Below are 23,991 nucleotides of genomic sequence, written 5' to 3' on the forward strand. Positions count from 1 at the left end.
GAATTTCAGAGCATGATGAGCAGACGCGTCTTCGGCTTGAGCTTTCTGTTCACCGAACGACTCTGCACGTATACCTCCAACTTGGGATTACGCCCCGCCTTCACTGAGACGGTCCCCTGGATACCTGTGCCGAACAGAAGACTGCGTGCCGCGTCGCCCGTGTATGCGCGGTCAGTGTCCTTCTCGACCACGATGACTTCCTTGTCGGGCTGAACCTGAACCCGGGTGCCCAGCTGGTAGTAACACGACCCGCGTTCGTACGTCACGCCCGGATGCGAATCAACGAAGGATCGAATCTCGACCTCCGTGTCGACCTTCAGGAGTCGATACTTGTCGGCCGGGACCGGTTCGAGGTTCGCTCGCACGTCGTCGACCGATATGTCCTGGCCGACCGCGAACAGGTTCTTCGTGCCGCGCACGCCCTGCTCGCGGCCACGGAGGAAGCTGGTGGCGGCAGCGCGCACGGTATCGATCGCCTCCTCGACACCCTCCTGGGAATCCGCATCCCAGATGGCGATGTTTCCGGCCGGGAAGCCGTAGTTCTGGGCGGTTCGCTTCGCCAGGGAGTTGGGAACGAGGATCGCGGAAGTCCAGTGGCCCGGAAGCGCACCCATCTTCGCCGCGATCCTGTCGAGCCAGGGGCCGAGGATGGCCATGTCGCCGTCGTGTCGTCTGTCGCCGCCGGAGGCGTTCTCCTCGCCGTCCGTCACCACGATCTGGAGGAAACTATGCTCGCCGTACGCCTCCCAGATGTGGCCCAGGTCGTCCAGTGACTTCAGAGAGGCTTCGATGAGGGCCGTAGCGCCATTGTTGACCTTGTACAGACCCCGCATGGACGGCAGATGCTTCACGTCCATGTCCCAGACCAGGTTCTCCACCTTGTGGTCGAAGGAGTAGAGGCTGATCCGGGTCTCATGACCGAGGCTGTCCGACTCGGCCTTCAAGCCCGCCACGAACTCGTCCACGACGCGGATGAGTTGACTCTGGTGCTGATGCATGGAACCCGAACAGTCCACTACCAGCGCGACGTGATTCACCTTGTGCTGGATCTTGTTGGCGGACACGTTTCTGCTCCTTCTCCGAGGCTCCCCGAGTGATGTATCCACACTATGAGGAGGCACTGACAACGGAGCTTGACGGACGATCACCCGCCTGCCCCGCGGCAGACCCCGGGCGGGAGGCAGCGGTGAGAGCCAGACGCCCGTGTTCCGAGCACACGGCCCGCACAAGGCGAACTTTCCCCGCCTCCTTCCTCACGTCCACGCGATGCGCTTGACCGCGCAGCAGCACAGGCAGGTGCCGTAGAGGTCGAGGGCATCGTCGGGGTCCGTCGCGCAGAGCGCAGGGATGTCGGACCATCGGTCCCAGCCGTAGTCTGACTGTCCATGATCTTCGCGCCCGGGTGGCGGCCGACCGACCGTGTCGCCGCCTCCCCTCTGACCGTCCTCCCCCCTGACGCTCCATCTGGCCATGGCCGTTCCCGTCTTCCCCGAACTCCGGGCTGCGGTCAGCAGCCCGGACCTCGACGGATTCCGCGAGCGGTCGTCACGCGACGGCGCGCGGCTGACGGCCCCGCCCCGGTGCCACGGAACGCCTGACGACAGGACCTACGGCACCGGCCTCGCCGCTCCGGAGGACGGGTGCCGCTGGCGGTGCCGGGACGTCTCCCCCGTCTCCGTCACCGGCCGGTCGTGCCGCAGGTCGTCGAAGAGCCGGGACGACTTCTTGGCGTCCCACTTCAGTACGTTGCCCTTGGGCGTGGGGACGCCGATGCCGGACACGGGCACGTTGATCTGCTTGCCGAGTCCGCCCGAGACGCTCTGCACGGCGCGGAACACCCTGCTGAGATCGCGCAGGCTCATGCCCTTGTCGACGATGAGCGTGTCGAGCCCGGCCTGCATGGCCGGACCGATCTCCAGCGGGTCGAAGAGGGTGCCGGGACGGGCGGCCTGGTGGGCGAGGGTCGACAGGAACTTCTGCTGGTTCCTCGACCGGCCCAGATCGCCCTCCTTCTCCTGGTGCCGCTGGCGGACGAAGGCGAGCGCCTGCTTGCCGTTCAGGGTGTGACAGCCCTTGCGCAGGTCGGCGCCCGACTTCTCGTCCTTGATGTCCCGGTCCAGGCACATGCGAACGCCGCCGATGGCGTCAACGATGTTCACGAACCCGGCGAAGCCGATCTCCGCATAGTGGTCGATGCGCAGCCCGGTGTTCTTCTCGACGGTGTGCACCAGCAGTTCGGGGCCGCCGTAGGAGAAAGCGGCGTTCAGTTTGTCCCCCTCGGGCCGCTTGGTCTTGCCCGTCGATGTGTCGAGGCGGCCGGGCACGGTGATCCAGGAGTCGCGCGGCAGGCTGACCATGCTGGTTCCGTGGGCCCCGGTGTGCAGCAGCATCATCGAGTCGGTGCGCCGCCCGCCGCCCCCGCCGGCGTGCAGGTCCTTCACGTCGTCCGGCGAGAGCCCGTCGCGGCTGTCCGAGCCCACGATGAGGTAGTTGGTGCCCTCGCCGGGCGGCGGACGGTCCCCGTACGCTCCGAGGTCGACGTCACGTTGGAGCCGGGTGTCGGCCCAGCCGTACGTGCCGCCCACCGCGACGACCACAACGGCCAGCAGGACGAACACCGCCCGCCGCAGCCTCCTGCGCTTCTTCGGCCGCCGGGCGTGGGCGCGCCGGGGCCCGTAGCGGGAGCTGGGGCGTTCGGCGAACCGCTCACGAGCGGTGGAGCCTTCCCGGGCCGCGTACGGATCCGGATCGGCGTACAGCTCCGGATCGGCGTACGGCCCCTGGCCGGCGTACGGATCCGGCGCAGCGTACGACTCCGGGCCGGGTGTCGGCCCCCGCCCGGCCCCTGGCTCCGGGCGCCACAGCTCGCCCGTCATCTGCACCCGCCCCCGGCGCACGGGACGGCTCCCGGCGTCGCCGTTCCAGCCGTACTCCCCCGTGGGTATGGTGCGTCCGGCCCGCTGGTCAAGCGGGTCTGTCATGGTCAACTCCCTTGGTCATGTCCCAGGTCCGACTCGCGCGGCCGCTCGCCGGTTCCCCTCCCGCCGCCTCCCGCCCCTCCCGTCCCATCCCACACCTGGATCACTGCGACGACAGGCTCCGCCGCGGGGGCGGCTCGTCGAGCGGATCTCCGGACGTCTCCCCGGACGGCATTTCGAGCAGATAGGGGTCGGCGGTTCCGGTGCGCTTCATGCTGTGCCACTTCAGTCGGGTGCCGAGCAGCGCCGTGGTCATGGAGTGGATGACCACCAGGTACATCAACTGCCGGTAGACGAACTGCTGGAGCGGCAGCACCCACAGCACGCGCAGCCGTTCGCGGTCGAGCCGCAGCGCGTACGCGGCGGTGACCAACTGGACGGCGAGGAACCCGAACCAGACGAGGGCGGCCTCCAAGGGGTCGCGGAACAGCGCCCCGAACAGGGCGAACATGTCCACAACCGGTGCACACAGCGGCAGCACGATCTGGAACAGCGTGACGTAGAGCAGCACACGACGGCCGAAGCGTCCGGCGGGGCCGACCTCCGTCACCGCGTGACGGTGCTTCCACATCGACTGGAGGGTGCCGTAGCACCAGCGGTAGCGCTGACGCCACAACTGCCGCACGGTACTGGGCACTTCGGTCCAGGCGACCGCCGACTCCTCGTAGACGACGCGCCAGCCGGCCCGCCAGAGCGCCATCGTGAGGTCGGTGTCCTCGGCCAGGGTCTCGTCGCTGACGCCGCCGACGCCCATCAGCGCGTCCCTGCGGAAGGCGCCGATCGCCCCCGGCACCGTCGGCATGCACTCCAGGACCTCGAACATCCGCCGGTCGAGGTTGAAGCCGAGGACGTACTCCAAGTGCTGCCATTTACCCAGCAGGCGGCGCCGGTTGCCGACCTTGGTGTTGCCGCTGACCGCACCGACCGCCGGGTGGGCGAGCGGCTGGACCAGCCGGGCCAGCGCCTCGGGTTCGAAGATGGTGTCCGCATCGACCATGACGACGATGTCGTGCCCGGCGTGCGCCAGGCCGGTGTTGAGGGCGCTGGGCTTGCCGCCGTTGGGCTGCCGGATCACCGTCACCCGCGGGTCGTCGATGTCCTCAGCGATGTCGGCGGTGGCGTCGGTCGAGCCGTCGTCGATCACGATGATCTGCACGTGCGGGTGGGTGGAGGCGAGCAGCGAGTACACGGTGGAGGCGATGCCGGCCTCCTCGTTGTACGCGGGCACCAGGACCGTCACCGGCTCCCGCACCTCGCGCAGCCGTGGTGCGCCGGGCCGGTACCGGTGCAGCCTGCGCACGTGGAGCCGGGCGAACACCGAGAACAGGAGCATCCGCAGGACGCCGAGCACGCCCGTGAGGGTCAGCGTCCACACCATCACGGTGAGGAAGGCGTGCCCGAGTCGCTGTGACCAGATCAGGCCCTCGCCCTTGATCTCCTGGGCGACCGGGACCTGGTCGATGAAGGAGGGACGTTCAAGGCCGCCGCTGACGGTGGTGAACCGTTTCACGCTGCGGTCCCGCAGCAGTTCCTCGGCCTCGTGGTAGCCCAGATCGGTCTGGCTGTGCTGCGTCACCACGCCCCGCCACGGCTTGCGGTCCTTGTGGTCCGAGGCGACCACCAGGTACCCCTGCGCCGCCGCGCGCTTCGCGGCCGGCCACTCGGCGCCGCAGAGCGTTTCCGCGGCCGTGGTGTGCGGCAGCCGCAGCAGGGTGGTGTTGATGCCGACCGCACCCGCGAAAGCGGTCTGGGTGAGCGACAGTTCAAGGCGCGCGCGCAGCGGCGAGGCGACACCGAGGTCGCCGCCGCTGTAGGTGTACGAGCCGATCTCGTGGCCCTCGTACAGGATCCGCCGCATCAGCTCCGGGTGCCGGGCCGCGTCCTTCCCGTAGACGAAGAAGGTCGCCCGCGCGTGGTGCCTGCGCAGCAGGTCGAGCAGGCGCGGCGTCCACACCGGGTCGGGCCCGCCGTCGAAAGTGAGCGCGGCGGTCCCCGGCGGCATGGCCGCGGTGGTGACCCCCGTTGGGCCGAACCGCAGCAGCGGTTTCCCGTCGTCCGCCTCGCGCGGGATCGGCCGGGTGCACGGCGGCTTGGCGCGCGCGGCGTCGACCTGGTGCGTCGTCCAGCCCTCGAAGAGGAGAGTGACGGCGACCACCAGGAGAACCAGCAGGAGGACGAGCCAGTGTCCGCGCGGCGGGCGGCGAACAGCGGCGCGCCGGCTCACTGCTTCAGGCCTCCGGCCGACGGAACGGATCTGCCGGCCGGCGGGCGGCGGCGGTCGTCCCGGTCCGCGTGGGCCCTGGCCGCTGGCCGGTGGGCCTCTGCTCGGGCCGGTGCGCCGGGGCCGTGCGGCGCCTTGCCGGTGTCCGGGCCGGAAGGCGCTGGTCCGTTCGTACTCGGCGGGTGCGTGCCGACGGGCTGCCGGAGTCCGCTGATCAGCGTGCCGACGAACAGCAGATACCCGAGGCAGGCGCAGCCCACGGCCAGCGCCACCCCTTGCAGCGTCCGCCTGCGCCAGCCCGACTGGTCGATGAAGATGGGGAGTTGGGGGGCGACGGCCTGGGGACGTTGTGCCACCGAGGTCACGCGAGGCGCCACCCGGTGCGGCATGCGCTGCGTCATGTCCCGCCCCGTGTGCTGCTCCCTGCGGGCAGGGGGTACGGACGACAATCGCCCGCCGTGTGGTGTGCTGGCTATGTGGGGGATGCCCTGCACTGGTGCTCCTGATCTGCGGCCGCGCACGCGCGACTCTTTGTGTGGGGGGTACGGACCCGGGGTCCGCTGTAGTGCCCGTGAGACGTCGGAGCCGCATCCCGGTGCCCGGCGCGTACGGAGGGTTCCCGTACGTGCGCATGCCATGCGCCCTTCCCGGGTGGGGCCGGAAAGACCACGTACGCATGTGCCCTCACAAGGGCCGGGAGGCCAGGGTGCGGCCGTCAGCCATCACCCAGCCCCCGACCCTAACTCGGGCGGACGGTGTCGGGCACCCCCGAACGGGCGGGCGGTCACCCGGGCGGCACGGCAACGGGCCGTCCTGGCCTTCGACATCGCCCGTCGGGCGCGGCCCAAGTACTCCTCGCCGCCGACGCGGTGGTGACATGCTGTGCCGTTTGGTGGCACGCTCGAATGCCGACTTGCAGCGCGTGATCGACAGGATGGTGGGGTTCGATGGCATCGTGCGGGCCTCGACGGCGATCACGTTGGAGAATCCGGTGCCGCTCCGGATCACCCCACTGGTGCGCCAGGCGTCGCGGCAGGCGCCGTATGGACCGCTGACCGCTGGAGGACCGGCCTTGAGGAAGGGACCGAGAAGTGAGCTTCTGGGAGTATCTGGGCACCCGCTACCAGCAGCTGCTGGTGGACGCCTGTCAGCACGCCAGCGCCGTCTTCCAGTGCATGGTCGTCGCCACGGTGCTCGGGGTCTTGATCGGCGTCCTCACCTACCGCACCGAGTGGGCGGGAAACCTCGCGATCACCACGACCGCAAGCATCCTCACCGTCCCCTCCCTGGCTCTGCTCGGCCTGCTCGTCCCGGTCGTCGGCCTCGGCGTCGCGCCGACCGTCATCGCGCTGACGCTGTACGGGCTGCTGCCCGTGGTCCGTAACGCGGTCGTCGGGTTGCGCGGAGTCGACCCGGCCCTCGTCGAGGCCGCCAAGGGCATGGGGATGTCACGGTTCGCCCAGCTGCTCAGGGTCGAACTGCCCCTCGCCTGGCCGCCGATCCTCACCGGTGTCCGGGTGGCGACCCAGATGCTGATGGGCATCGCGGCGATCGCGGCCTTCGCCTCGGGGCCCGGGCTCGGCAACCAGATCTTCCGTGGGATCTCCAGCCTGGGCAGTGCGAACGCGCTCAACGAAGTACTTTCGGGGACGCTCGGAATCGTCGTCCTGGCCCTGCTGTTCGACGCCGGGTACGTGCTGATCGGACGGCTCACCATCTCACGGGGGATCCGTGGCTGACTCTGCCGAAATCGTCGAACCGACCTCCCCTACGTCCGGCGCCGCAGGCCCCGGCGGATCCGCCCGATCCGCCGGGCCCGACCGGCCGGCCGCCGCCGGCGCGAGTATCCGGCTGGACAACCTCACCAAGCGCTATCGGGACAGCCAAGCCCCGGCCGTGGAGGACGTGACCCTGGATGTCGCGGCCGGCGAAACCGTGATCCTTGTGGGGCCCTCGGGCTGCGGCAAGAGCACCACCCTCAAGATGATCAACCGGCTGATCGAGCCGACCTCGGGGCGGATCACCATCGGCGGCGAGGACGTCACCGGTATCGACCCCGTGGCGCTCCGCCGCACCATCGGCTACGCCATCCAGGCCACGGGCCTCTTCCCGCACATGACCGTCGCCCAGAACATCGCGCTCGTACCGAAGATGGCCGGCTGGCCGCGGGCGAAGGTACGGGACCGGGTCGAGGAGATGCTCGAACTGGTCGGGCTGGATCCCGGGGAGTTCCGCGGCCGCTATCCGCGCCAGCTCTCCGGCGGCCAGCAGCAGCGGGTGGGGGTGGCGCGGGCGCTCGCGGCCGACCCGCCCGTGCTGCTGATGGACGAGCCGTTCGGGGCCGTCGACCCCATCACCCGCGAGCGCCTGCAGGACCAACTCATCCGGTTGCAGCGCGAGTTACGCAAGACGATCGTCTTCGTCACGCACGACTTCGACGAGGCCATCAAGGTCGGCGACCGGATCGCGGTGCTGCGCGACCGGTCGCACATCGCCCAGTTCGACACTCCGGAAGCGATCCTGGCCAGTCCGGCGGACGACTTCGTCGCCGGTTTCGTGGGCGCGGGAGCCGGGGTGAAGCGGCTGCACCTCAAGCGCGTACGGGAGGTGGAGCTCGCCGACGTCCCGACCGCCACCGTCGACGACCCGCTCGAGACCGCCCTGCACCTGCTGGACGCGGGCTCCGCCTCCGCCGACCACCTGCTGCTACTGGACCGGGAGCGGCGCCCGCGCTCCTGGCTGCGACGCGAGGATCTGACACGCGCCCGGAGTGCGCAACCCGCCGGAGAGCCACTGCCGTTGTCGGCGGGCACCCCCGTACGGAGCCGGATCGGGTTGGACATGACGCTGCGGGACGCGCTGGAGGCGCTGCTGGCCGACGGTGCGGGCCGCGTCGCGGTCACAGGACAGGACGGCGCGTACACCGGCGTGGTGGACATGTCGACACTGCTGAACGCGATGCACGGGGCGCCGGGCGAGCGGGGAGCCGAGAAGGCTCGGCCGACCGGCCGGGGTGAGCCCGCGTGAGCCGGAGCGAGGTCGATGTCGGGGCCGGTGGTGGAGCCGCTCCCGAGGCCCGTTACGGGTCCCCGGCCCCGGGGCCGGCTCCAGGGCCAGGGGATGACGAGCCCGTGACCCGGCTCGCCGCACTGGACCGGGTCCCGCCCCGTATCACCTGGCAGAAGCTGGTGACGCTGCCGGCCTTCGTCGCGGTCGTCCTCGGCGCCACCGCGCTGTATCTCCGCACCACCGAGCTGGACTCGATCGCCAGGAACGCCCTCGCAGACGGCGCCGTGCGCACCGCACTCCTCCAGCAGACCGAACTCGTCGCGATCTCGACCTTCTTCGTGCTCATCATCGCGATCCCGCTGGGCATCGCGCTGACGCGCGGGGTCCTGCGCCGGGCCGCACCGCCGTTCGTCGCGGCGGCCAACATCGGCCAGGCGACCCCGGCCCTTGGCCTGCTGGCGCTGCTGGTGATCTGGCTCGGCATCGGCCAACGAGCCGCCCTGGTCGGCATCGTGGCATTCGCGGTGCTGCCGGTGCTGAGCAACACCGTGGCCGGCCTGAGGGCCACCGACCCGGCACTCGTGGAGGCGGCGCGCGGCATCGGGATGTCGCCGCTGCTGGTGCTGTTCCGGGTCGAACTGCCCCTGGCCGTACCGCTGATCCTGGCGGGCGTACGGACCGCGCTCGTGCTGAACGTCGGCACCGCGACGCTGGCCACCTTCGGCGGCGGAGGAGGACTCGGGGACCTGATCTCCTCCGGCATCACCAACCAGCGCATGCCGGTGCTGGTGCTCGGCTCCGTACTGACGGTCGCCATGGCGCTGATCGTCGACTGGCTGGGGATGCTCGTCGAGTTGCTGCTGCGCCCACGCGGCCTGGAGGTGGACTGATGCGCCTGACCCGGGTACGGACGGCCGTCGCGGGCGCGGGCGCCCTGCTGCTCGCCGCCGGGGGCCTGAGCGGCTGCGGACTGACCAGCGGCAGCCCGCTGGCCGACTCGGTGCAGCCCGGCTCCATCGGGAAGGGGCGACCGCTGGAGGGTGCCCAACTGACCGTGACCTCCAAGGAGTTCACCGAGCAGATCATCCTGGGCCAGATCATGGGGCTGGCCTTCAAAGCGGCCGGCGCGGAAGTCCTGGACCGGACGAACATCCAGGGCTCGATCGGTGCCCGCGAGGCGGTCAAGTCCGGTGCGGCGGACGGGATGTACGAGTACACGGGCACGGCCTGGATCACCTACCTCGGTCACACCAAGCCGGTCGTCGACCCGTACGAGCAGTGGGAGGCCGTACGCGAGGAGGACCGCCGCAACGGCATCACCTGGCTGCCCGCCGCCGCGCTCAACAACACCTACGCGCTGGTCGCGAACCGGGCGAATGCGCAGAAGTACCGGCTGCGCACTCTCTCCGACGTGGCACGTCTGACGAAGAAGGACCCGGGCGCGGCGACGATCTGCGGCGGAAGCGAGTTCTCGGTGCGCGAGGACGGCCTGCCGGGCGTGGCGAAGACGTACGGATTCGCCCTCCGGCGCGGGAACTTCAAAAAGATGGACGACGGCATCGTCTACATTCAGGTCGCCAAGGGCGCCGCCTGCACCCTCGGCGTGGCGGCCACCACCGACGGCCGCATTCCGGAACTCGAGCTGAAGGTGCTGGAGGACGACCGGCACTTCTTCCCCAACTACAACGCGGCACCCGAGATGAACAGCGCCACGATGAGAAAGTACCCCGCCATCGCCGAAGTCCTCGCCCCGATCACCAAGCGGCTGACGGGGGCGGAGGCCCAGCGGCTGAACGCGCGGGTGGACGTGGACGGGGAGGACCCGCACGAGGTGGCGAAGGACTGGCTGGTGCGGGAGGGCTTCATCCGGGAGGGCTGACAGACGGCTTCGCCCCAGGTTGAGCTCCATCACAACCGGCTCACCGCCCCGAAGAGTTCACGGCACGACGGTGCACGTGCCGGGTTGCGCGCCGCCCGGCACGCACCCTCGGCGCACGGCGCCACATGCCCTGTGCGCGCCCCAGCCGGCAGTGCCGGGACGCCTCGGGGTTACCGGTGCCGGCAGCCCGGAGAAATCCCGTCATCACAGGTCACAAGGCACGTCTCCGTCGTCAAGGCCCCGCAGGCGGCCACCCATCGGTGGATGCACCTTCAAAGCTTGCGCACAAATTGCACACACACCCCTCTTCAGGCGGGCCCCGATGGTCTAGATTGACCGTGCTTCGCTTCAGATGCTTGGACACGAGGCGACAAATGATGATCTATAGGTCCGGCGCTACGGAGAGCCAGCAGTCGCGTCCCCGGCGCCAGACTTGGGGGTGATCAGGGGCCTTGGGTGTGGGGAGCACCCGAGGTTTCGACGGGTTCCCGCGCACCTCGAGACTCCGGCAGGACATGCGAGTCCGCTGCCGCCTGCGTGGGGTGTTCAAGTAGCGCTGCAATAGCCGGTATGTCATTCGCGGAGGGCAGGGTCCTCCCGGAGGGAGGAACAGCGCGGCGCGGGGGGCGGGGGCCTCCCGAGAGCAGGAACAGTGCGGGGGGCGGGGGCCTCCCGAGGGGAGGGGCAGTGTTAGGCGAACACGTCGAACCACTGGGGACCTGGGGGGTTCTGTGCGGCAAGGGGGACTAGTCAGCCCGCTCATATCGGCGCGCGAGCGTCCGGTGAACGCGGCAATCAGCCAGCCCGCGATCGACTGGGAGCAGCGGTACCGCCGTACGGTGATCACCAGCGATACCGTGGCCACCGCCTTCGTGGTGGCGGCGATCGGCAACTTCTTCGGGGCCCGGGACGCGGCCAACTGGCACGAGAAATGGGGAATTCTCGCCTTCGGCACCGAGCTGCTGGTGCTGGGAGCGCTTGCGGTGAGCCGGTCGTGGGCTCCGGCCGTACTCGGCCAGGGCGCCGAGGAATTCCGCCGGCTCGGACGCTCACTGTTCACGGCGGTCGTCGTGCTGTCGCTCGGCGGGATCGCCCTCACCTCGCGCAACATCAAGCTCTGGATCTTCGTCGCGATCCCGGCGATCGCGCTCGCCACCATGACCGAGCGGTATCTGCTGCGTCTCTGGCTGCACAAACAGCGCAAGGAAGGACGGTGCCTGCGACCGGTGCTCGCTGCCGGGAGCCCGGCCACCGTGCGCGACCTGATCACCCGAGTCCGTAAGTTCCCGCACCTCGGCTGGCGGGTGGATGCGGTGTGCACGGTGGACGGTCTCGGGCTCGAGGGTGACCAACTGGACGGAGTGCCGGTCGTCGGCCGACTGGCGGACGTCGCGGGCCACGTCCGCCTCGACGGCTACCGTGTCGTCGCGGTCACACCGGACCCGCACTGGTCACCGGACCGGCTGCAGCGCCTGGCTTGGAACCTCGAAGGCAGCGATGCCGAGATGGTCGTGGCGCCCGTGCTGATGGAAGTGGCCGGCCCGCGGCTGCACGTCGACGCGGTGCTCGGGATCCCGCTGCTGCGGGTCAGCATGCCGGCCTTCACCGGGGGCCGCCGGGCGGTCAAAGAGGTCGTCGACCGGATGGGCGCGGCGGTCCTGCTGATGCTGTTCGCGCCGCTGATGGTGCTCATCGGGCTGCTCGTGCTGGTGGACAGCCGGGGTGGGGTCTTCTACCGCCAGCGCAGGGTCGGCAAGGACGGCCGCGAGTTCACCATAGTCAAGTTCCGCACCATGGTCGCCGGGGCCGACGGGGCACGTGCCGGACTGGCCGGCCGCAACGAGGGCGCCGGCCTGCTGTTCAAGCTCCGCCGGGATCCGCGGGTGACCCGGTTGGGAGCGGTGCTGCGCCGGTACTCGATCGACGAGCTCCCGCAGCTTTTCAACGTGCTCAGCGGCTCGATGTCGCTCGTCGGTCCGCGGCCTCCGTTACCGGAGGAGTCCGCTGCGTACGGCCCGGACATCCGGCGGCGGCTACTGGTCAAGCCCGGGCTCACCGGCCTGTGGCAGATCAGCGGACGCAGCGACCTGCCGTGGGACGAGGCGGTCCGGCTGGATCTGCGGTACGTGGAGGACTGGTCGCTCGCCCTGGACACAGTGATCTTGTGGAAGACGCTGCGTGCGGTGCTTCAGGGGCAGGGGGCCTACTGATGCGCGGGGGGCTGCAGTTCAAAGGTCTCGTCGGCGCGCGGATGGCAGGCCAAAAGGGCCTGTCTGGGGGAAGGAACGGGTCATGAGGGTCAGCGTCTTTGGGCTCGGCTACGTGGGCTGCGTGTCGGCCGCGTGCCTGGCCAGCCTGGGTCACGAGGTCATCGGGGTGGATGTGAGCCAGGTGAAGGTCGACCTGGTCAACGACGGCAAGGCCCCGGTGGTCGAGGAGCGGATCGGCGAGCTCATCGCCGAGGTCGTGCGGACCGGAGCGTTACGCGCTACCGGCGACGTCCGCGAGGCAATCATGGGCAGCGAGGTGTCGCTCATCTGCGTGGGTACGCCGTCGGAGCCCAACGGCAGCCTGTGCACCACGTACCTGGAGCGGGTCACCGAGCAGATCGGTGCCGCGGTAGCCGAGCGCGGTGGGCGGCAGACCGTCGTGTTCCGCAGCACCATGCTCCCGGGCACCTGCCTGAACCTGCTGGTACCGATCCTGGAGAAGTACGTCGGCGGCACGGCCGGGGTGGACTTCGGGGTCGCGGTCAACCCGGAGTTCCTGCGCGAGGGCACGAGCGTGCAGGACTTCTTCGACCCGCCCAAGACCGTCATCGGCGAGCTCGACCCGGCAAGCGGCGACGTGGTGGCGGCACTGTACGACGGATTGCCCAGCGAAGTGTTCCGGGTGCCGATCCCGACGGCCGAGGCGATCAAATATGCGGACAACGCGTTCCACGGCCTCAAGATCGGCTTCGCGAACGAGCTGGGCGCGGTGTGCCAGGCGCTCGGGGTGGACTCGCACCAGGTGATGGACGTGTTCCTGGCCGACCGCAAGCTGAACATCAGCCCCGCCTACCTGCGGCCCGGCTTCGCCTTCGGTGGCTCCTGTCTCCCCAAGGACCTACGCAGTCTGATCCACGCGGCGCGGCGGGCCGACGTCTCGGTGCCCATCCTCGCCCACGTGCTGCCCTCCAACTCCGAACATCTGCAGCGCGCGGTGGAGCTGGTCGAGCGCACCGGCAAGCGTCGGGTGGGTCTGTTCGGGTTGTCCTTCAAACCCGGCACCGACGACCTCCGCGAGAGCCCGCTCGTCGAGCTGGCGGAGAGGCTCTTCGGCAAGGGTTACGACCTGAAGATCTACGACCCCAACGTGAACCTCTCCCGGCTGCTCGGCGCGAACCGCGAGTACATCGAGACCCGGCTGCCGCACCTCGCGCAGCTGCTTGCGGAGTCCGTCGACGAGGTGCTCGAGCATGCCGAGGTGTGCCTGGTCGGGACGAGGGATCCGGCCGTGCTGTCGGCGCTGCCCCATGGCGACGGCCCGGTGATTGTCGACCTCATCCGCCTTCCCGACGCCGAGGCGCGCCGGGCCGAACCGGGGTACGTGGGCCTTGTCTGGTGACATAACCAGCGGCGCCGGGCCGGCCCGGCGCGCGCTGATCCTGGTGGAGAACCTGTCGGTGCCGTTCGACCGGCGGGTGTGGCAGGAGTGCACGACGCTGCGCGACGCGGGCTGGACGGTGCACGTCATCTGCCCCCGGGGGACAACGCGGGACACCGAGCCGGAGGCAGAGATCGACGGGGTGCGGATCCACCGCTACCCGTTGCGCGCGGCCACCGGAGGGCCGGCCGGCTACCTGCGGGAGTACGGATCGGCGTTGTGGCACACGGTCCGGCTGGCCCGCAGGGTCGGACCGGTCGACGTGGTCCACGCCTGCAACCCGCCCGACCTGCTGTTCCTGCCGGCACTGTGGCTGAAGCGGCGCGGGGCGCGGTTCGTCTTCGACCAACACGACCTGGTACCCGAGCTGTACCTCTCCCGGTTCGACCGCGGCGAGGATCTGCTCTACCGCGCCGTGTGCGCGCTGGAACGGCGGACCTACCGGGCCGCGGACGTCGTGCTCGCCACGAACGAGAGCTACCGGGACGTAGCGCTGCGCCGTGGCGGCCGGCGGCCGGAGGACGTCTTCGTGGTGCGCAGCGCGCCCGCGATCGACCGTTTCCAACCGGTGCAGCCGGAGCCGGAGTTGAAGCGCGGCAAGCCTCATCTGTTGTGCTACCTCGGCGTCATGGGCCCGCAGGACGGCGTCGACTACGCCTTGCGGGCCCTCGCGAAGCTGCGCGACGAGTTCGGGCGGACCGACTGGCATGCCGTGTTCGTCGGCGCCGGCGACGCCTTCGACGCGATGGTGGAGCTGTCCCGGCGGCTCGGTCTCTCCGAGCAGGTGCAGTTCACCGGGCGCATTCCGGACGCCGACCTGGTGCGCTACCTGTCCACCGCGGACGTGTGCCTTTCCCCCGACCCGCGCAATCCGCTCAACGACGTGTCGACCATGAACAAGGTCCTGGAGTACATGGCGATGGGGCGGCCGATCGTCTCGTTCGACCTCCGGGAGGCGCGCGTCTCCGCCGGTGACGCCGCCGTCTACGCGCCCGCCAACGACGAGGCTCAGTTCGCCAAGCTCATCGCGCTGCTGCTGGACGATCCGGAGAAGCGGGCCCGGATGGGCAAGATCGGCCAGGAGCGGATCAGCGGGCCGCTCTCCTGGCGGAACTCGCAAGCGTCGCTGCTCGCCGCCTACGCCGCTGCCTGCCGTAACCACGCTCCGGTGCCGGCGGGCGACCCGGACCGGTCAGCGAGGAGGCCGCGCCGTTGAGCGATGACACGATCCGCCTGGTTACGATCGGGCGGATTCTCCGTCGGCGGTGGCGGCTTCTCGCCGTCCTCACCGTGGTGGGCGCGCTCGTCGGCTACGGCACCTCGGTGCTGCTCCCGCCGCGTTACACGGCGTCGGCATCGGTACTGCTGCCGGGGCAGTGGGACGAGCGCGGGCTGCTGACTCAGGTGGACATCGCGACCAGTTCCGCGGTGGTCGACCGCGCGGCTGCCACGCTCGACTGGACGGGCGTCAGCGGCGGCGAGCTGCGGGATCGAGTGAGCGCCAAGGCCGCCGACGGGAACATCATCAAGATCTCGGGTACAGCCGACACCCCGGAGCGCGCGCAGCAGCTCTCCGACCAGGTGGCCCAGCAATTCGTCACATTCGCCGCGCGGCTCGCAGGCGACAGCACCGACCCCGACGCGGCGGCGGGGCCCGAGGCACTGCGGCAGAAGGTGGCGCAGACCAGCCGCCGCATCACCGACCTGGCCAATGCGGCCGATCCGGGGCAGACCGTGGAGAGCGTGCAGGCCCGCACCGAGCTCGAGCAGCTGCGCACCGCGCTGCAGGAGGCCATGAAGAAGCTGGACGAGGCCGACCCGGCGACCAACAAGGCCAACATGGTCGTCATGGGGCCGGCGGCCCGGCCGACCGGCGAGGCAGCTCCGACGAGGATGCAGCTCATCGTCGCCGGGGCGCTGCTGTTCTTCCTGCTCACGGTCATCGGCCATCTCGCCGCCGCACGGCTGAATCGCCGACTGCGCACCGAAGCGGAGATCGCCGCGGCGCTGGGCTCGACGCTGCTGGGTAGCGTCGACGTGCCCGGTGAACGACCCGCGCACCGGTCACAAGGCCGTGACCCGCGGGCCTGGATCCGCCGGCTGCTGGATGTCGACACCCGGTGGGACATACCGACCCCGCGGCCGTCCGGCGGCGAGGCCGGCAGCCAGATCCGCTACCGGCGGGTGTGCGCTCGCCTCCGGGACCAGCTGCCGGCCCCCCGGCGGCTGCTCGTTGTCGTACCGGACGGCGACGAGATCGCCCGCAGGGCCGCCGGGCAGCTCGTCGCCGAGGCCAATAACGATCCTTCCCCAGGCTCTTCGAGCAGGGGATACCCCATGCTGCGGGTGGTGGGGGTTTCCGTGTCCCGGCCGCTGGTGCCGGACCGCGACACCGAGTCCGGTGCCCTGGTCGTGCTCAGCGTGGGCAACTGGACCGCAGAGGAGCTCGCCGACATCGCCGAGGCGTGTGCGGACGCAGGGCATGAGGTCGTCGGCATCGTCGTCGCCGGCACGGTCCGAGCCCGTTCGACGCGGACTGCCGGCCGTCCTGCGGATGAGGCCACTCGGGCGCTCGCGGTTCGCGGCCACGCGACGGGAGGTTCAGTGTGACGACGAGCAAGACTGCGGAGTCGTCGGCCGCCACTCCGCTGCTGGACCTGCAGGCGCTGGTGGTGGCGGTGCGCAGGCGCCGCCGCCTCTGGTGCTCCGTGGCGCTGCTGGGGCTGCTGGTCGGCGCGGCGGTGGCGGTCCTGCGGCCACCACCGCCGGCCGCGGTGACCAAGGTGCTGGTCGCGCATCAGGAGGACCAGCCGAACGACACCGGAACGCTGATCCGCACCGACGTGGAGCTGCTGGGGACCACGCGGATCGCCGTCAAGGCCCTGCAGTCCCTCAAGTCCCCGGAAGACCCGGAAGACTTCATGCGGGACTACCGGGGTACCGGCTTGACCAACAACCTGCTGCAGATCGATGTGACAGGTGACAGCGACGCGGAAGCGGTGGCCCGGGCCAAGGCGCTGGCCGACGCGTTCGTCGCGGACCATGTGAGGCGGATGCGGGAGGCCGCGAAGGCCGAGGCCAAGGCCCTGCTCGACCAGCGTGACCGTATGCAGAAGGAACTCGCCCAGGTCAACGAGGCGATCGGAGACAGATCGCCGGAGAGCGGCCCGAAGGCGTCGGCGAGCATGGAGTCGCTCTTCGCCCGCCGGGCCGCGCTCACATCGCGGATCGCCGATTTCGACCAGCGCGCCGCGGAGGCGCGCACCGGCACGCCCAAGGTCATCGCCGGCACGCAGATCGTGGACGCCCCGCGCGCGGTGCGACACTCCCTGCCCAAGGCCGCTGTCACCAACGCCGCGATCGGGCTCGTCCTCGGGCTCGTCGTCGGGCTCGCGCTGGCCGCGGTCGGCACGGTGGTGGCGGACCGCCCCGTGTTGCGCCGGGACATCGCGGCGAACCTGGGCGCCTCGGTCATCGCGGAACTGCCCCGCCGGTCGGGCAGGCTGTGGCAGCGCCGACGGACCCGGGCGGCACGGACAAGGCTCACCGGGACCCTGGCCCGAACCGTGCGCGGCTCCGCGGAGCCGGTGTCACTGCTGGAACTGGGCTGTGCGCGCAGCACGATCGTGATCGCCCTGGACGTCGCCAGGGCGCTGGCGGCGGAGGGGCCAGTGGTCATCGTCGATGGTCTGCCCGGACCGCAGCTCGCAGGCCGCCGCCCGAAGCCAGGAGACCCAACCGTGGTCAGCGGCGAGCGTGCCGCGGCCGTGTCGCATCAGGAGCACCGGCTCGGCGTCGGCTCGGTGGCACCCGGCGCGGCGTGGACCGACCTCCAATACCTCGGCACCCAGACCGTGCTCGTCGTGCGTGCCGGGCACGGCAGCGCCGCATGGCTGCACACCGTGGCGCGGCAGCTCGCGGACCAGCGCATTCCGGTGATCGGTGTGGTGCTGATCGACCCCGATCCGCGTGACCGGACCGACGGCACGCTGTGGGACGGGCTGCACACCGCGCTGCGCGGCCGCACCGAGCGGCCGGACCGGCAGAACGGGACGGGCCCGCGGCGGACGGAGCGGCTGCCGATGTGGGCCGCACAGGTCCCGGACAACGACCAGGAGGCGCGGTAGGACATGTGTGGCATCGCAGGGACTTACCGATGGCCGGACGGGAAGGTCGTCACCGACCGGCTCACCGATACCCTCGCCCACCGCGGTCCGGACGGGGCGGGCCGGTACGGCCACCCCGTCGGTGACGGCGAAGTGCAGCTCGGGCACCGCCGGCTGGCCATCATCGACCTGTCCGAGACCGGCGCCCAGCCGATGGTCTCGGGCGGCCTCGCCCTCACATACAACGGCGAGCTGTACAACGCGCCCGAGCTGCGTGCCGAGCTGGCAGCCGCTGGGGTGCGCTTTCGCGGTACCTCCGACACCGAGGTGCTCCTGGAGGCCTGGCGGCGCTGGGGCACGGACTGCCTGCCCCGGCTGCGCGGCATGTTCGCGTTCGGGATCTTCGATGAGCGAACCGGTGACTTAGTGCTCGCCCGCGACCAGCTCGGCATCAAGCCGCTGTTCCTGCTCCGGCGCGGTGCGGGCCTGGCGTTCGCCTCCGAGCTCAAGTCGCTCGCCGCCACCGGCGGGTCGCTGCAGGTGGACCATGCGGCGCTGGTGGCCTCGCTGCTGTACTACTGGGTGCCGGACTCACGGTGCGCGTTCCGCGAAGTGGAGAAGCTGCCGCCGGGGAGCTGGCTGAGGTGCCGGCCCGACGGCCGGGTGGAGCGCGGCCGGTACTGGCACCTCAGGGACGTCGCCGCCGAGGGCCGGGAGCGGGCCCGGAGTGGCGAGCGGCCGGATGTCGCCGCCATCGTCGAGGAGTCGACTCGGCTCCACCTGCTCTCCGACGTACCCGTGGCGACCTTCCTCTCCGGCGGCCTTGACTCCAGCTACCTGACCGCGCTGGCGGCCCGCGACCAACCCGGGATCTCCGCTTACACGATCGGATTCCGCGCCGAGGACGCCAAGTTCGAGGCGATGCCGGACGACCTGCGCTATGCCCGGCGGGTGGCCGAGCAGTTCGGCGTCGACCTGCACGAGATCGAGATCGCTCCGAACGTGCTCGACCTGCTGCCGCAGATGACGTACCACCTGGACGAGCCGATCGGCGACCCCGCCGCGATCAACACCTTCCTGATCTGCTCGGCCGCCCGAGAGGCCGGGGTCAAGGTGATGCTCTCGGGGATGGGCGCCGACGAGCTGTTCGCCGGGTACCGCAAGCACCTGGCCAACCTGATCGCGCTGCGCTACCAGCGCGTCCCGCGGCCCCTGCGCCGCGGCCTGTCCAGGGCCGTGAACCGGCTTCCGGTCGCCACGTCCCGCCGGGGGTACCGGTCGGTGCGCTTCGCGAAGCGGTTCCTCTCCTTCGCCGACCTGCCGGAGGAGACCGCTTTCCGGCGCAGCTACACCATGTACGACCAGGACGAGCTGCTCGCCCTGATCGATCCGGACCTGGCCGGAACGGTCGACGACGTACTGACCGAACATGCGGACATCTACCAGGACAACGACCTCGACGACTTCGTCAACCGCATGTGCCTGAGCGACGCCCGGATGTTCCTGCCGGGCCTGAACCTCACGTACACGGACCGCTCCAGCATGGCCGCCTCGACCGAGGTGCGGGTGCCGTACGTGGACGTCGAGGTGGTCAAGGCGGCGTTCGCCGTGCCCGGCGATCGCAAGATCGTCGGACGACAGGGCAAGGCCGTCCTCAAGGAGGCGGCCACCTCGATCCTGCCCCGGGAGATCGTGTACCGGCCCAAGGGCCTGTTCAGCGCCCCGCTGCGGGCCTGGATGAGCCGGGATCTGGCACCGCTGGTGCGCGAGGTGGTCAACGACGGCGTGCTCGTCAATTCCGGGTTCCTGCGCCGCGACGCGCTGGCGCGCATGGTCGCCGAGGACGCCGCCGGGCAGCGGGACTTCTCCAAGCATCTTTGGCACGTGCTGACCCTCGAGTACTGGTATCGCAACGCGATCTCCGGGGCCGGCCAGAACTCGTCCTTGACGGCGTAGAGACAAGAGGACTTCGGGTGAAACAGGTTGTTCAGAACTACAAGAGCGGCGAGCTGGCGGTGCTCGATGTGCCGGTGCCGGGGTGCAAGCCTGGCGGTGTGCTGGTCCGCACCTCCTACTCGCTGATATCCACCGGGACCGAGCTCATGAAGGTGTCCGAGGCCGGCATGTCGATGTTGGGCAAGGCCCGCTCCCGTCCGGACCAGGTGGCCAAGGTCATGCAGAGCGTGGCCACCAACGGGGTGCCCGCCACCTACCGCAAGGTGATGGGCAAGCTCGACTCCTACACGCCGCTGGGCTACTCGCTGTGCGGGGTGGTCGAGCAGGTCGGCACCGGGATCGACGATGTGAAGGTCGGCGACCTCGTGGCCTGCGCCGGCAACGAGCACGCGTTGCACGCCGAGCTGAACTGGGTGCCGAAGAACCTCTACGCACCGGTGCGGGACGGCCTCGCGCCGCGGCACGCGGCCTTCGGCACTGTCGGGTCGATCGCGATGCAGGGCGTCCGCCGAGGCGAGCCGCAACTCGGCGACGTGGCGCTGGTCATCGGCCTCGGGCTGATCGGGCAGCTGGTGGTGCAGCTCCTCGCCGCCTCGGGGGTCCGCGTCGTCGGGGTCGACCCCGACCCGGTGCGCTGCGAGCTCGCCGAGCGCCTGGGCGCCAAGGCCTGCGGCGACCCCGCGTCCGCCGCTGTGGAAGCCGCCGTCGCCGAACTCACCGAAGGTCACGGCGTGGACCAGGTGTACCTGGCCGCCGGCGGCGGCAGCAACCAGCCCGTCGAACTGGCCGCCCGGCTCTGCCGGGACCGCGGCCGGGTCGTCGACATCGGCAAGTGCCGCCTGGACCTGCCGTGGAACGCGTACTACGAGAAAGAGCTCGACGTCCGGTTCTCGCGCAGTTACGGCCCCGGGCGCTACGACCCGGAGTACGAGCTCGAGGGGCGGGACTACCCGATCGGCTACGTGCGCTGGACCGAGCGCCGCAACCTGGCGTGCTTCCTCGATCTCCTCGCCCGTGGCAGCGTCGACGTGGAGCCCTTGGTCTCCCACATCGCCGACTTCGACGACGCCGTCGAGACGTACCAGAGCCTGAAGGACGGCGACCTGAAGGCCGTGGCCGTGCTGTTCCGGTACCCCGAACAGAAGGAGGAAGCGGAGGCCCCGGCCGTGACCGTGCCCGCGGTGCGACGCAGCGGCGGAGCGTCCACCCCCGCCCGGTCCGCCAATGCGCCGGTGCGGCTCGCGTTCGTCGGCGCGGGAAACTACGCGACGTCGATGCTGCTGCCGCACCTGGCAGAGCGCGACGGCGTCACGTTGTCGACAGTCGTCACCACGACGGCGCTGTCCGCGGCCAACGCCAAGCGGAAGTTCGGCTTCGCCGAGGCGACCACCGACCTCGACGCCGTGCTCGGTGACCCGTCCATCGACGCGGTGTTCGTGGTCACCCGGCACAGCTCGCACGCCGAACTGACCCGGAAGGCCCTGCTGGCCGGCAAGACGGTGTTCGTGGAGAAGCCGTTGGCGCTCACCGAGGACGACTTGGCCGGCGTGCTCACAGCGGTGGAGGAGTCCGGCAACGACCGGCTGCAGGTGGGCTTCAACCGCCGGTTCGCGCCGCTGTTGCAGGAGGCCAGGAAGCGGTTCGGCGCCCGGACCGGCCCGGCGAGCCTCCGCTACCTGGTCAACGCGGGCCGGCTGCAGCACGGCAGCTGGTACCTCCGGCAGGGCACCGAGGGCTCGCGGTTCGCCGGCGAGGGCGGACACTTCATCGACACGGCGAGCTGGCTGCTCGAGGCCGACCCGGTCTCGGTGTACGCGGTCGCCACGTCCGGCAACGAGGGCGGCAGTGACATTCAGATTGTGCTGCGCTACCCGGACGGGTCCACCGCCACCATCAGCTACGTCACCACCGGCCCGGCCAGCTTCCCCAAGGAGACGCTGGACCTTGTCGCGGACGGCAAGGTGCTGCGGCTCGACGACTTCGTCCGTGCCGCTGTTTACGATGGCCGCCGCAAGCGGTGGGTCAGCTCGCGGCTGCCCAAAGCCCGGGACAAGGGCCAGTCCGCCGAGCTGGCCGCGTTCATCAAGGCCGTGCGGACCGGAGGACCGATGCCGGTGCCGCTGGAGTCGCTGGTCGCCACCACGTCGGCCACCCTCGCGGTGCAGGCCGGCCTGGTCGGCGGCGCGCCGGTGACGCTGACGAGGGCACGATGACCATGAGCGCGGGCTGGTACCTGCGCCGGCTGTCCCGGATGGGGCCGCGGGAGGTCGGCGGCCGGACAGGCGACGCGATGCGCAGACGGCGGTGGCGGTGGGCGCGGCCCAACTGCCCGAGCGTGACCGGCGCCCGGTTCACCGCGGTACTGCCCGCCGGGACGATCGCCGCACTGCCTCCGGACGCCGCGAAACGTCTCATCGCCGAGGCGGACCGGCTGATGTACGGGCACGCCGAGTATTTCGGGGTGGTCCGCGACGACCTGGTCGACCCGGACTGGTGGTGCGACCCGAAGACCGGGCGCCGGGCTCCGTGGGGCTACGCCTTCGACGTGCCGTACCGCAATGAGGACGCGGTCGGGGACATCAAGCAGATCTGGGAGCTGTCCCGGCATCAGTACCTCACCGTGCTCGCCGCCGCTTATGCGATCACCGGCAACGAGCGATACGCCGAGCGCGTGGCCGAGCACCTGCGGTCGTGGTGGACAGCCAACCCACCGCTGCGCGGCGTGCACTGGATCAGCGGCATCGAGCTGGGCATCCGACTGCTGTCCTGGGTGTGGATCCGCCGACTGCTCGACGGCTGGCCGGGCGCGGCCGGGCTGTTCGAGGACAACCCGGTGGCACTGAACCAGATCTGGCACCACCAGCGCTGGCTGGCGGCCTTCCCCAGCCGGGGGTCCTCGGCGAACAACCACGTCATCGCCGAGGCCGCCGGGCAGTTCGCCGCAGCCTGCGCGTTCGGCTGGTTCCCCTCCTCTGCGCGTTGGCGAGCCGTCGCGCTGCGGTCGCTGGAGCGGCATCTGCGCGGCAACACCTTCGACTCCGGCCTCAACCGCGAGCTGGCCACCGAGTATCACGGACTGGTGCTGGAGCTCGGCCTGGCCGCGGTGGCCGAGGCGGATGCCGCCGACGTGCCGGTCCCCGCGTCGATCCGGCTGGTACTGCTGCGGATGACGGACGCGCTCGCGGCCATCGTGGACAGCCGGTTACGGCCGCCGCGCCAAGGTGACGCGGACGACGGGCACGGTCTGATCGTGGACGGCTCGGGCACCGACCGCTGGGCCTCGCTGCTGGCCACCGGCGACGCCGTGTTCGGTCGGCTCGCCTGGTGGCCGGCGGCGGGTGGCACCGATGTGCGCACCCCGCTCCTGGCCGCGCTCATCCGGCCGTACTCGAAAAATGGAACTGAACCGGCCGTGACCCGCCCCGCAAGCCGACCGGCCCATTTCGCCGACGCGGGCATGACCATCCTGCGCGGTCCGGCAGAGATCTGGTGCCGCTGCGACGGTGGTCCGCACGGCTTCCTGTCCATCGCCGCGCACGGCCACGCAGACGCGCTGTCCGTGGAGGTCCGGCACGACGGGGTCGACGTGCTCGCCGACCCGGGGACGTACTGCTACCACGGGCAACCCGAGTGGCGGCAGTACTTCCGGTCGACCCTCGGCCACAACACCCTGCAACTGGACGGCAGTGACCAGTCCGTCTCGGGCGGCCCGTTCCTGTGGACCCGGCACGCCCGCAGCCGCGTCCTGGCTGTGGACACATCCGACGAGGGCGTGGCCCGCTGGTGTGCCGAGCACGACGGTTACCAGCGCTCCGTGCACCGCCGCCGGGTGGAGCTGACGGCCGCGAGCCAGGAGCTGAGGGTGGTCGACGAGGTCCGCGGCCAACACAGCCCGCGCCGGGCCGTGCACCTGGCGTTCCACCTCGGCCCGGCGATCGCCGCGGACCTGGCGGGCAACCGGGCACAGCTCACCTGGACCCGGGACGGCGAGGACCGCTCCGCGGTGCTCGACCTGCCCGGGCAGCTGTCCTGGCGGGCGCATCGCGGCGAGACCGATCCGCCGCTGGGCTGGTACTCCGCCGGCTTCGGGCGCAAGGAACCCGCCACCACGCTGGTCGGCACCGGGTTCGCCGATGGCTCTGTGCTGTTGGCGGAGTTCACCACTGTGCTCAGGTTCCGCGGCTAGGGGGGCGA

The 23,991-nt window shown here is 70.6% G+C and carries 16 protein-coding genes and 2 pseudogenes; 14 read left to right on the forward strand and 4 right to left on the reverse strand.

Annotated features, from left to right (window positions below; translation table 11 throughout):
* Positions 1-5: 5 nt before the first annotated feature.
* Complete coding sequence (locus OG729_RS07870) at positions 6-1,064, reverse strand: vWA domain-containing protein (RefSeq protein ID WP_360876446.1); 1,059 nt, start codon at positions 1,062-1,064, stop codon at positions 6-8.
* Positions 1,065-1,385: 321 nt separating this feature from the next.
* Here OG729_RS07870 and OG729_RS07875 point away from each other — a divergent pair.
* Positions 1,386-1,557, forward strand: a pseudogene (locus tag OG729_RS07875) (abscisic acid-deficient protein Aba4 family protein); the annotation flags it as partial.
* Positions 1,558-1,607: 50 nt separating this feature from the next.
* On the opposite strand, the gene OG729_RS07880 reads toward OG729_RS07875, so the two are convergent.
* The 3 genes from OG729_RS07880 to OG729_RS07890 all read right to left on the reverse strand — a co-directional run bounded on the left by OG729_RS07880 (position 1,608) and on the right by OG729_RS07890 (position 5,600).
* Positions 1,608-2,987, reverse strand: a complete 1,380-nt coding sequence (locus OG729_RS07880; protein ID WP_405805141.1) for an LCP family protein — start codon at positions 2,985-2,987, stop codon at positions 1,608-1,610.
* 94 nt (positions 2,988-3,081) lie between these two features.
* On the reverse strand, positions 3,082-5,202 hold the full coding sequence (locus tag OG729_RS07885; protein ID WP_405805142.1) for a bifunctional polysaccharide deacetylase/glycosyltransferase family 2 protein: 2,121 nt from the start codon (positions 5,200-5,202) through the stop codon (positions 3,082-3,084).
* Positions 5,199-5,600: a hypothetical protein gene (locus tag OG729_RS07890; RefSeq protein WP_405805144.1), complete on the reverse strand. Its 402-nt coding sequence runs from the start codon at positions 5,598-5,600 to the stop codon at positions 5,199-5,201. Before OG729_RS07890 ends, OG729_RS07885 begins: the two co-directional genes overlap by 4 nt.
* Before the next feature lie 470 nt (positions 5,601-6,070).
* Here OG729_RS07890 and OG729_RS07895 point away from each other — a divergent pair.
* From OG729_RS07895 to OG729_RS07955, 13 genes and pseudogenes are all read left to right on the forward strand, one after another.
* A pseudogene (locus tag OG729_RS07895) lies at positions 6,071-6,232 on the forward strand (Lrp/AsnC family transcriptional regulator); the annotation flags it as partial.
* Between the two features lie 58 nt (positions 6,233-6,290).
* On the forward strand, positions 6,291-6,938 hold the full coding sequence (locus OG729_RS07900; RefSeq protein ID WP_405805146.1) for an ABC transporter permease: 648 nt from the start codon (positions 6,291-6,293) through the stop codon (positions 6,936-6,938).
* The gene (locus OG729_RS07905) at positions 6,931-8,226 is read left to right on the forward strand and encodes a betaine/proline/choline family ABC transporter ATP-binding protein (RefSeq protein ID WP_405805147.1); all 1,296 of its coding nucleotides are present in this window, start codon (positions 6,931-6,933) and stop codon (positions 8,224-8,226) included. Before OG729_RS07900 ends, OG729_RS07905 begins: the two co-directional genes overlap by 8 nt.
* Positions 8,223-9,098 (forward strand): ABC transporter permease, encoded by an 876-nt coding sequence (locus tag OG729_RS07910; RefSeq protein ID WP_405805149.1) that lies wholly within the window; start codon positions 8,223-8,225, stop codon positions 9,096-9,098. Before OG729_RS07905 ends, OG729_RS07910 begins: the two co-directional genes overlap by 4 nt.
* Positions 9,098-10,087 carry a glycine betaine ABC transporter substrate-binding protein gene (locus OG729_RS07915; protein WP_405805151.1) on the forward strand — a complete coding sequence of 330 codons (990 nt, stop codon included), beginning with the start codon at positions 9,098-9,100 and terminating at the stop codon, positions 10,085-10,087. The genes OG729_RS07910 and OG729_RS07915 overlap by 1 nt, the downstream gene beginning before the upstream one ends.
* A 731-nt stretch (positions 10,088-10,818) precedes the next feature.
* Positions 10,819-12,297 (forward strand): sugar transferase, encoded by a 1,479-nt coding sequence (locus OG729_RS07920; RefSeq protein ID WP_405805153.1) that lies wholly within the window; start codon positions 10,819-10,821, stop codon positions 12,295-12,297.
* A gap of 82 nt (positions 12,298-12,379) precedes the next feature.
* A complete protein-coding gene (locus tag OG729_RS07925; protein WP_405805155.1) occupies positions 12,380-13,696 on the forward strand; it encodes a nucleotide sugar dehydrogenase in 1,317 nt (438 codons plus the stop codon).
* Positions 13,686-14,951 (forward strand): glycosyltransferase family 4 protein, encoded by a 1,266-nt coding sequence (locus OG729_RS07930; RefSeq protein ID WP_405805156.1) that lies wholly within the window; start codon positions 13,686-13,688, stop codon positions 14,949-14,951. Before OG729_RS07925 ends, OG729_RS07930 begins: the two co-directional genes overlap by 11 nt.
* Entirely contained in the window at positions 14,948-16,345 is a 1,398-nt protein-coding gene (locus tag OG729_RS07935; RefSeq protein WP_405805158.1) for a Wzz/FepE/Etk N-terminal domain-containing protein, read from the forward strand. Before OG729_RS07930 ends, OG729_RS07935 begins: the two co-directional genes overlap by 4 nt.
* Positions 16,342-17,862, forward strand: a complete 1,521-nt coding sequence (locus OG729_RS07940) for a Wzz/FepE/Etk N-terminal domain-containing protein (protein WP_360876412.1) — start codon at positions 16,342-16,344, stop codon at positions 17,860-17,862. Before OG729_RS07935 ends, OG729_RS07940 begins: the two co-directional genes overlap by 4 nt.
* Before the next feature lie 3 nt (positions 17,863-17,865).
* Positions 17,866-19,797: an asparagine synthase (glutamine-hydrolyzing) gene (gene asnB / locus OG729_RS07945; RefSeq protein WP_405805159.1), complete on the forward strand. Its 1,932-nt coding sequence runs from the start codon at positions 17,866-17,868 to the stop codon at positions 19,795-19,797.
* A gap of 17 nt (positions 19,798-19,814) precedes the next feature.
* Positions 19,815-22,010, forward strand: a complete 2,196-nt coding sequence (locus tag OG729_RS07950; protein WP_405805160.1) for a bi-domain-containing oxidoreductase — start codon at positions 19,815-19,817, stop codon at positions 22,008-22,010.
* A complete protein-coding gene (locus OG729_RS07955; RefSeq protein WP_405805162.1) occupies positions 22,007-23,983 on the forward strand; it encodes an alginate lyase family protein in 1,977 nt (658 codons plus the stop codon). Before OG729_RS07950 ends, OG729_RS07955 begins: the two co-directional genes overlap by 4 nt.
* Positions 23,984-23,991: the final 8 nt, after the last annotated feature.

The sequence above is a fragment of the Streptomyces sp. NBC_00210 genome (assembly GCF_045160975.1).
GTDB lineage: Bacteria > Actinomycetota > Actinomycetes > Streptomycetales > Streptomycetaceae > Streptomyces.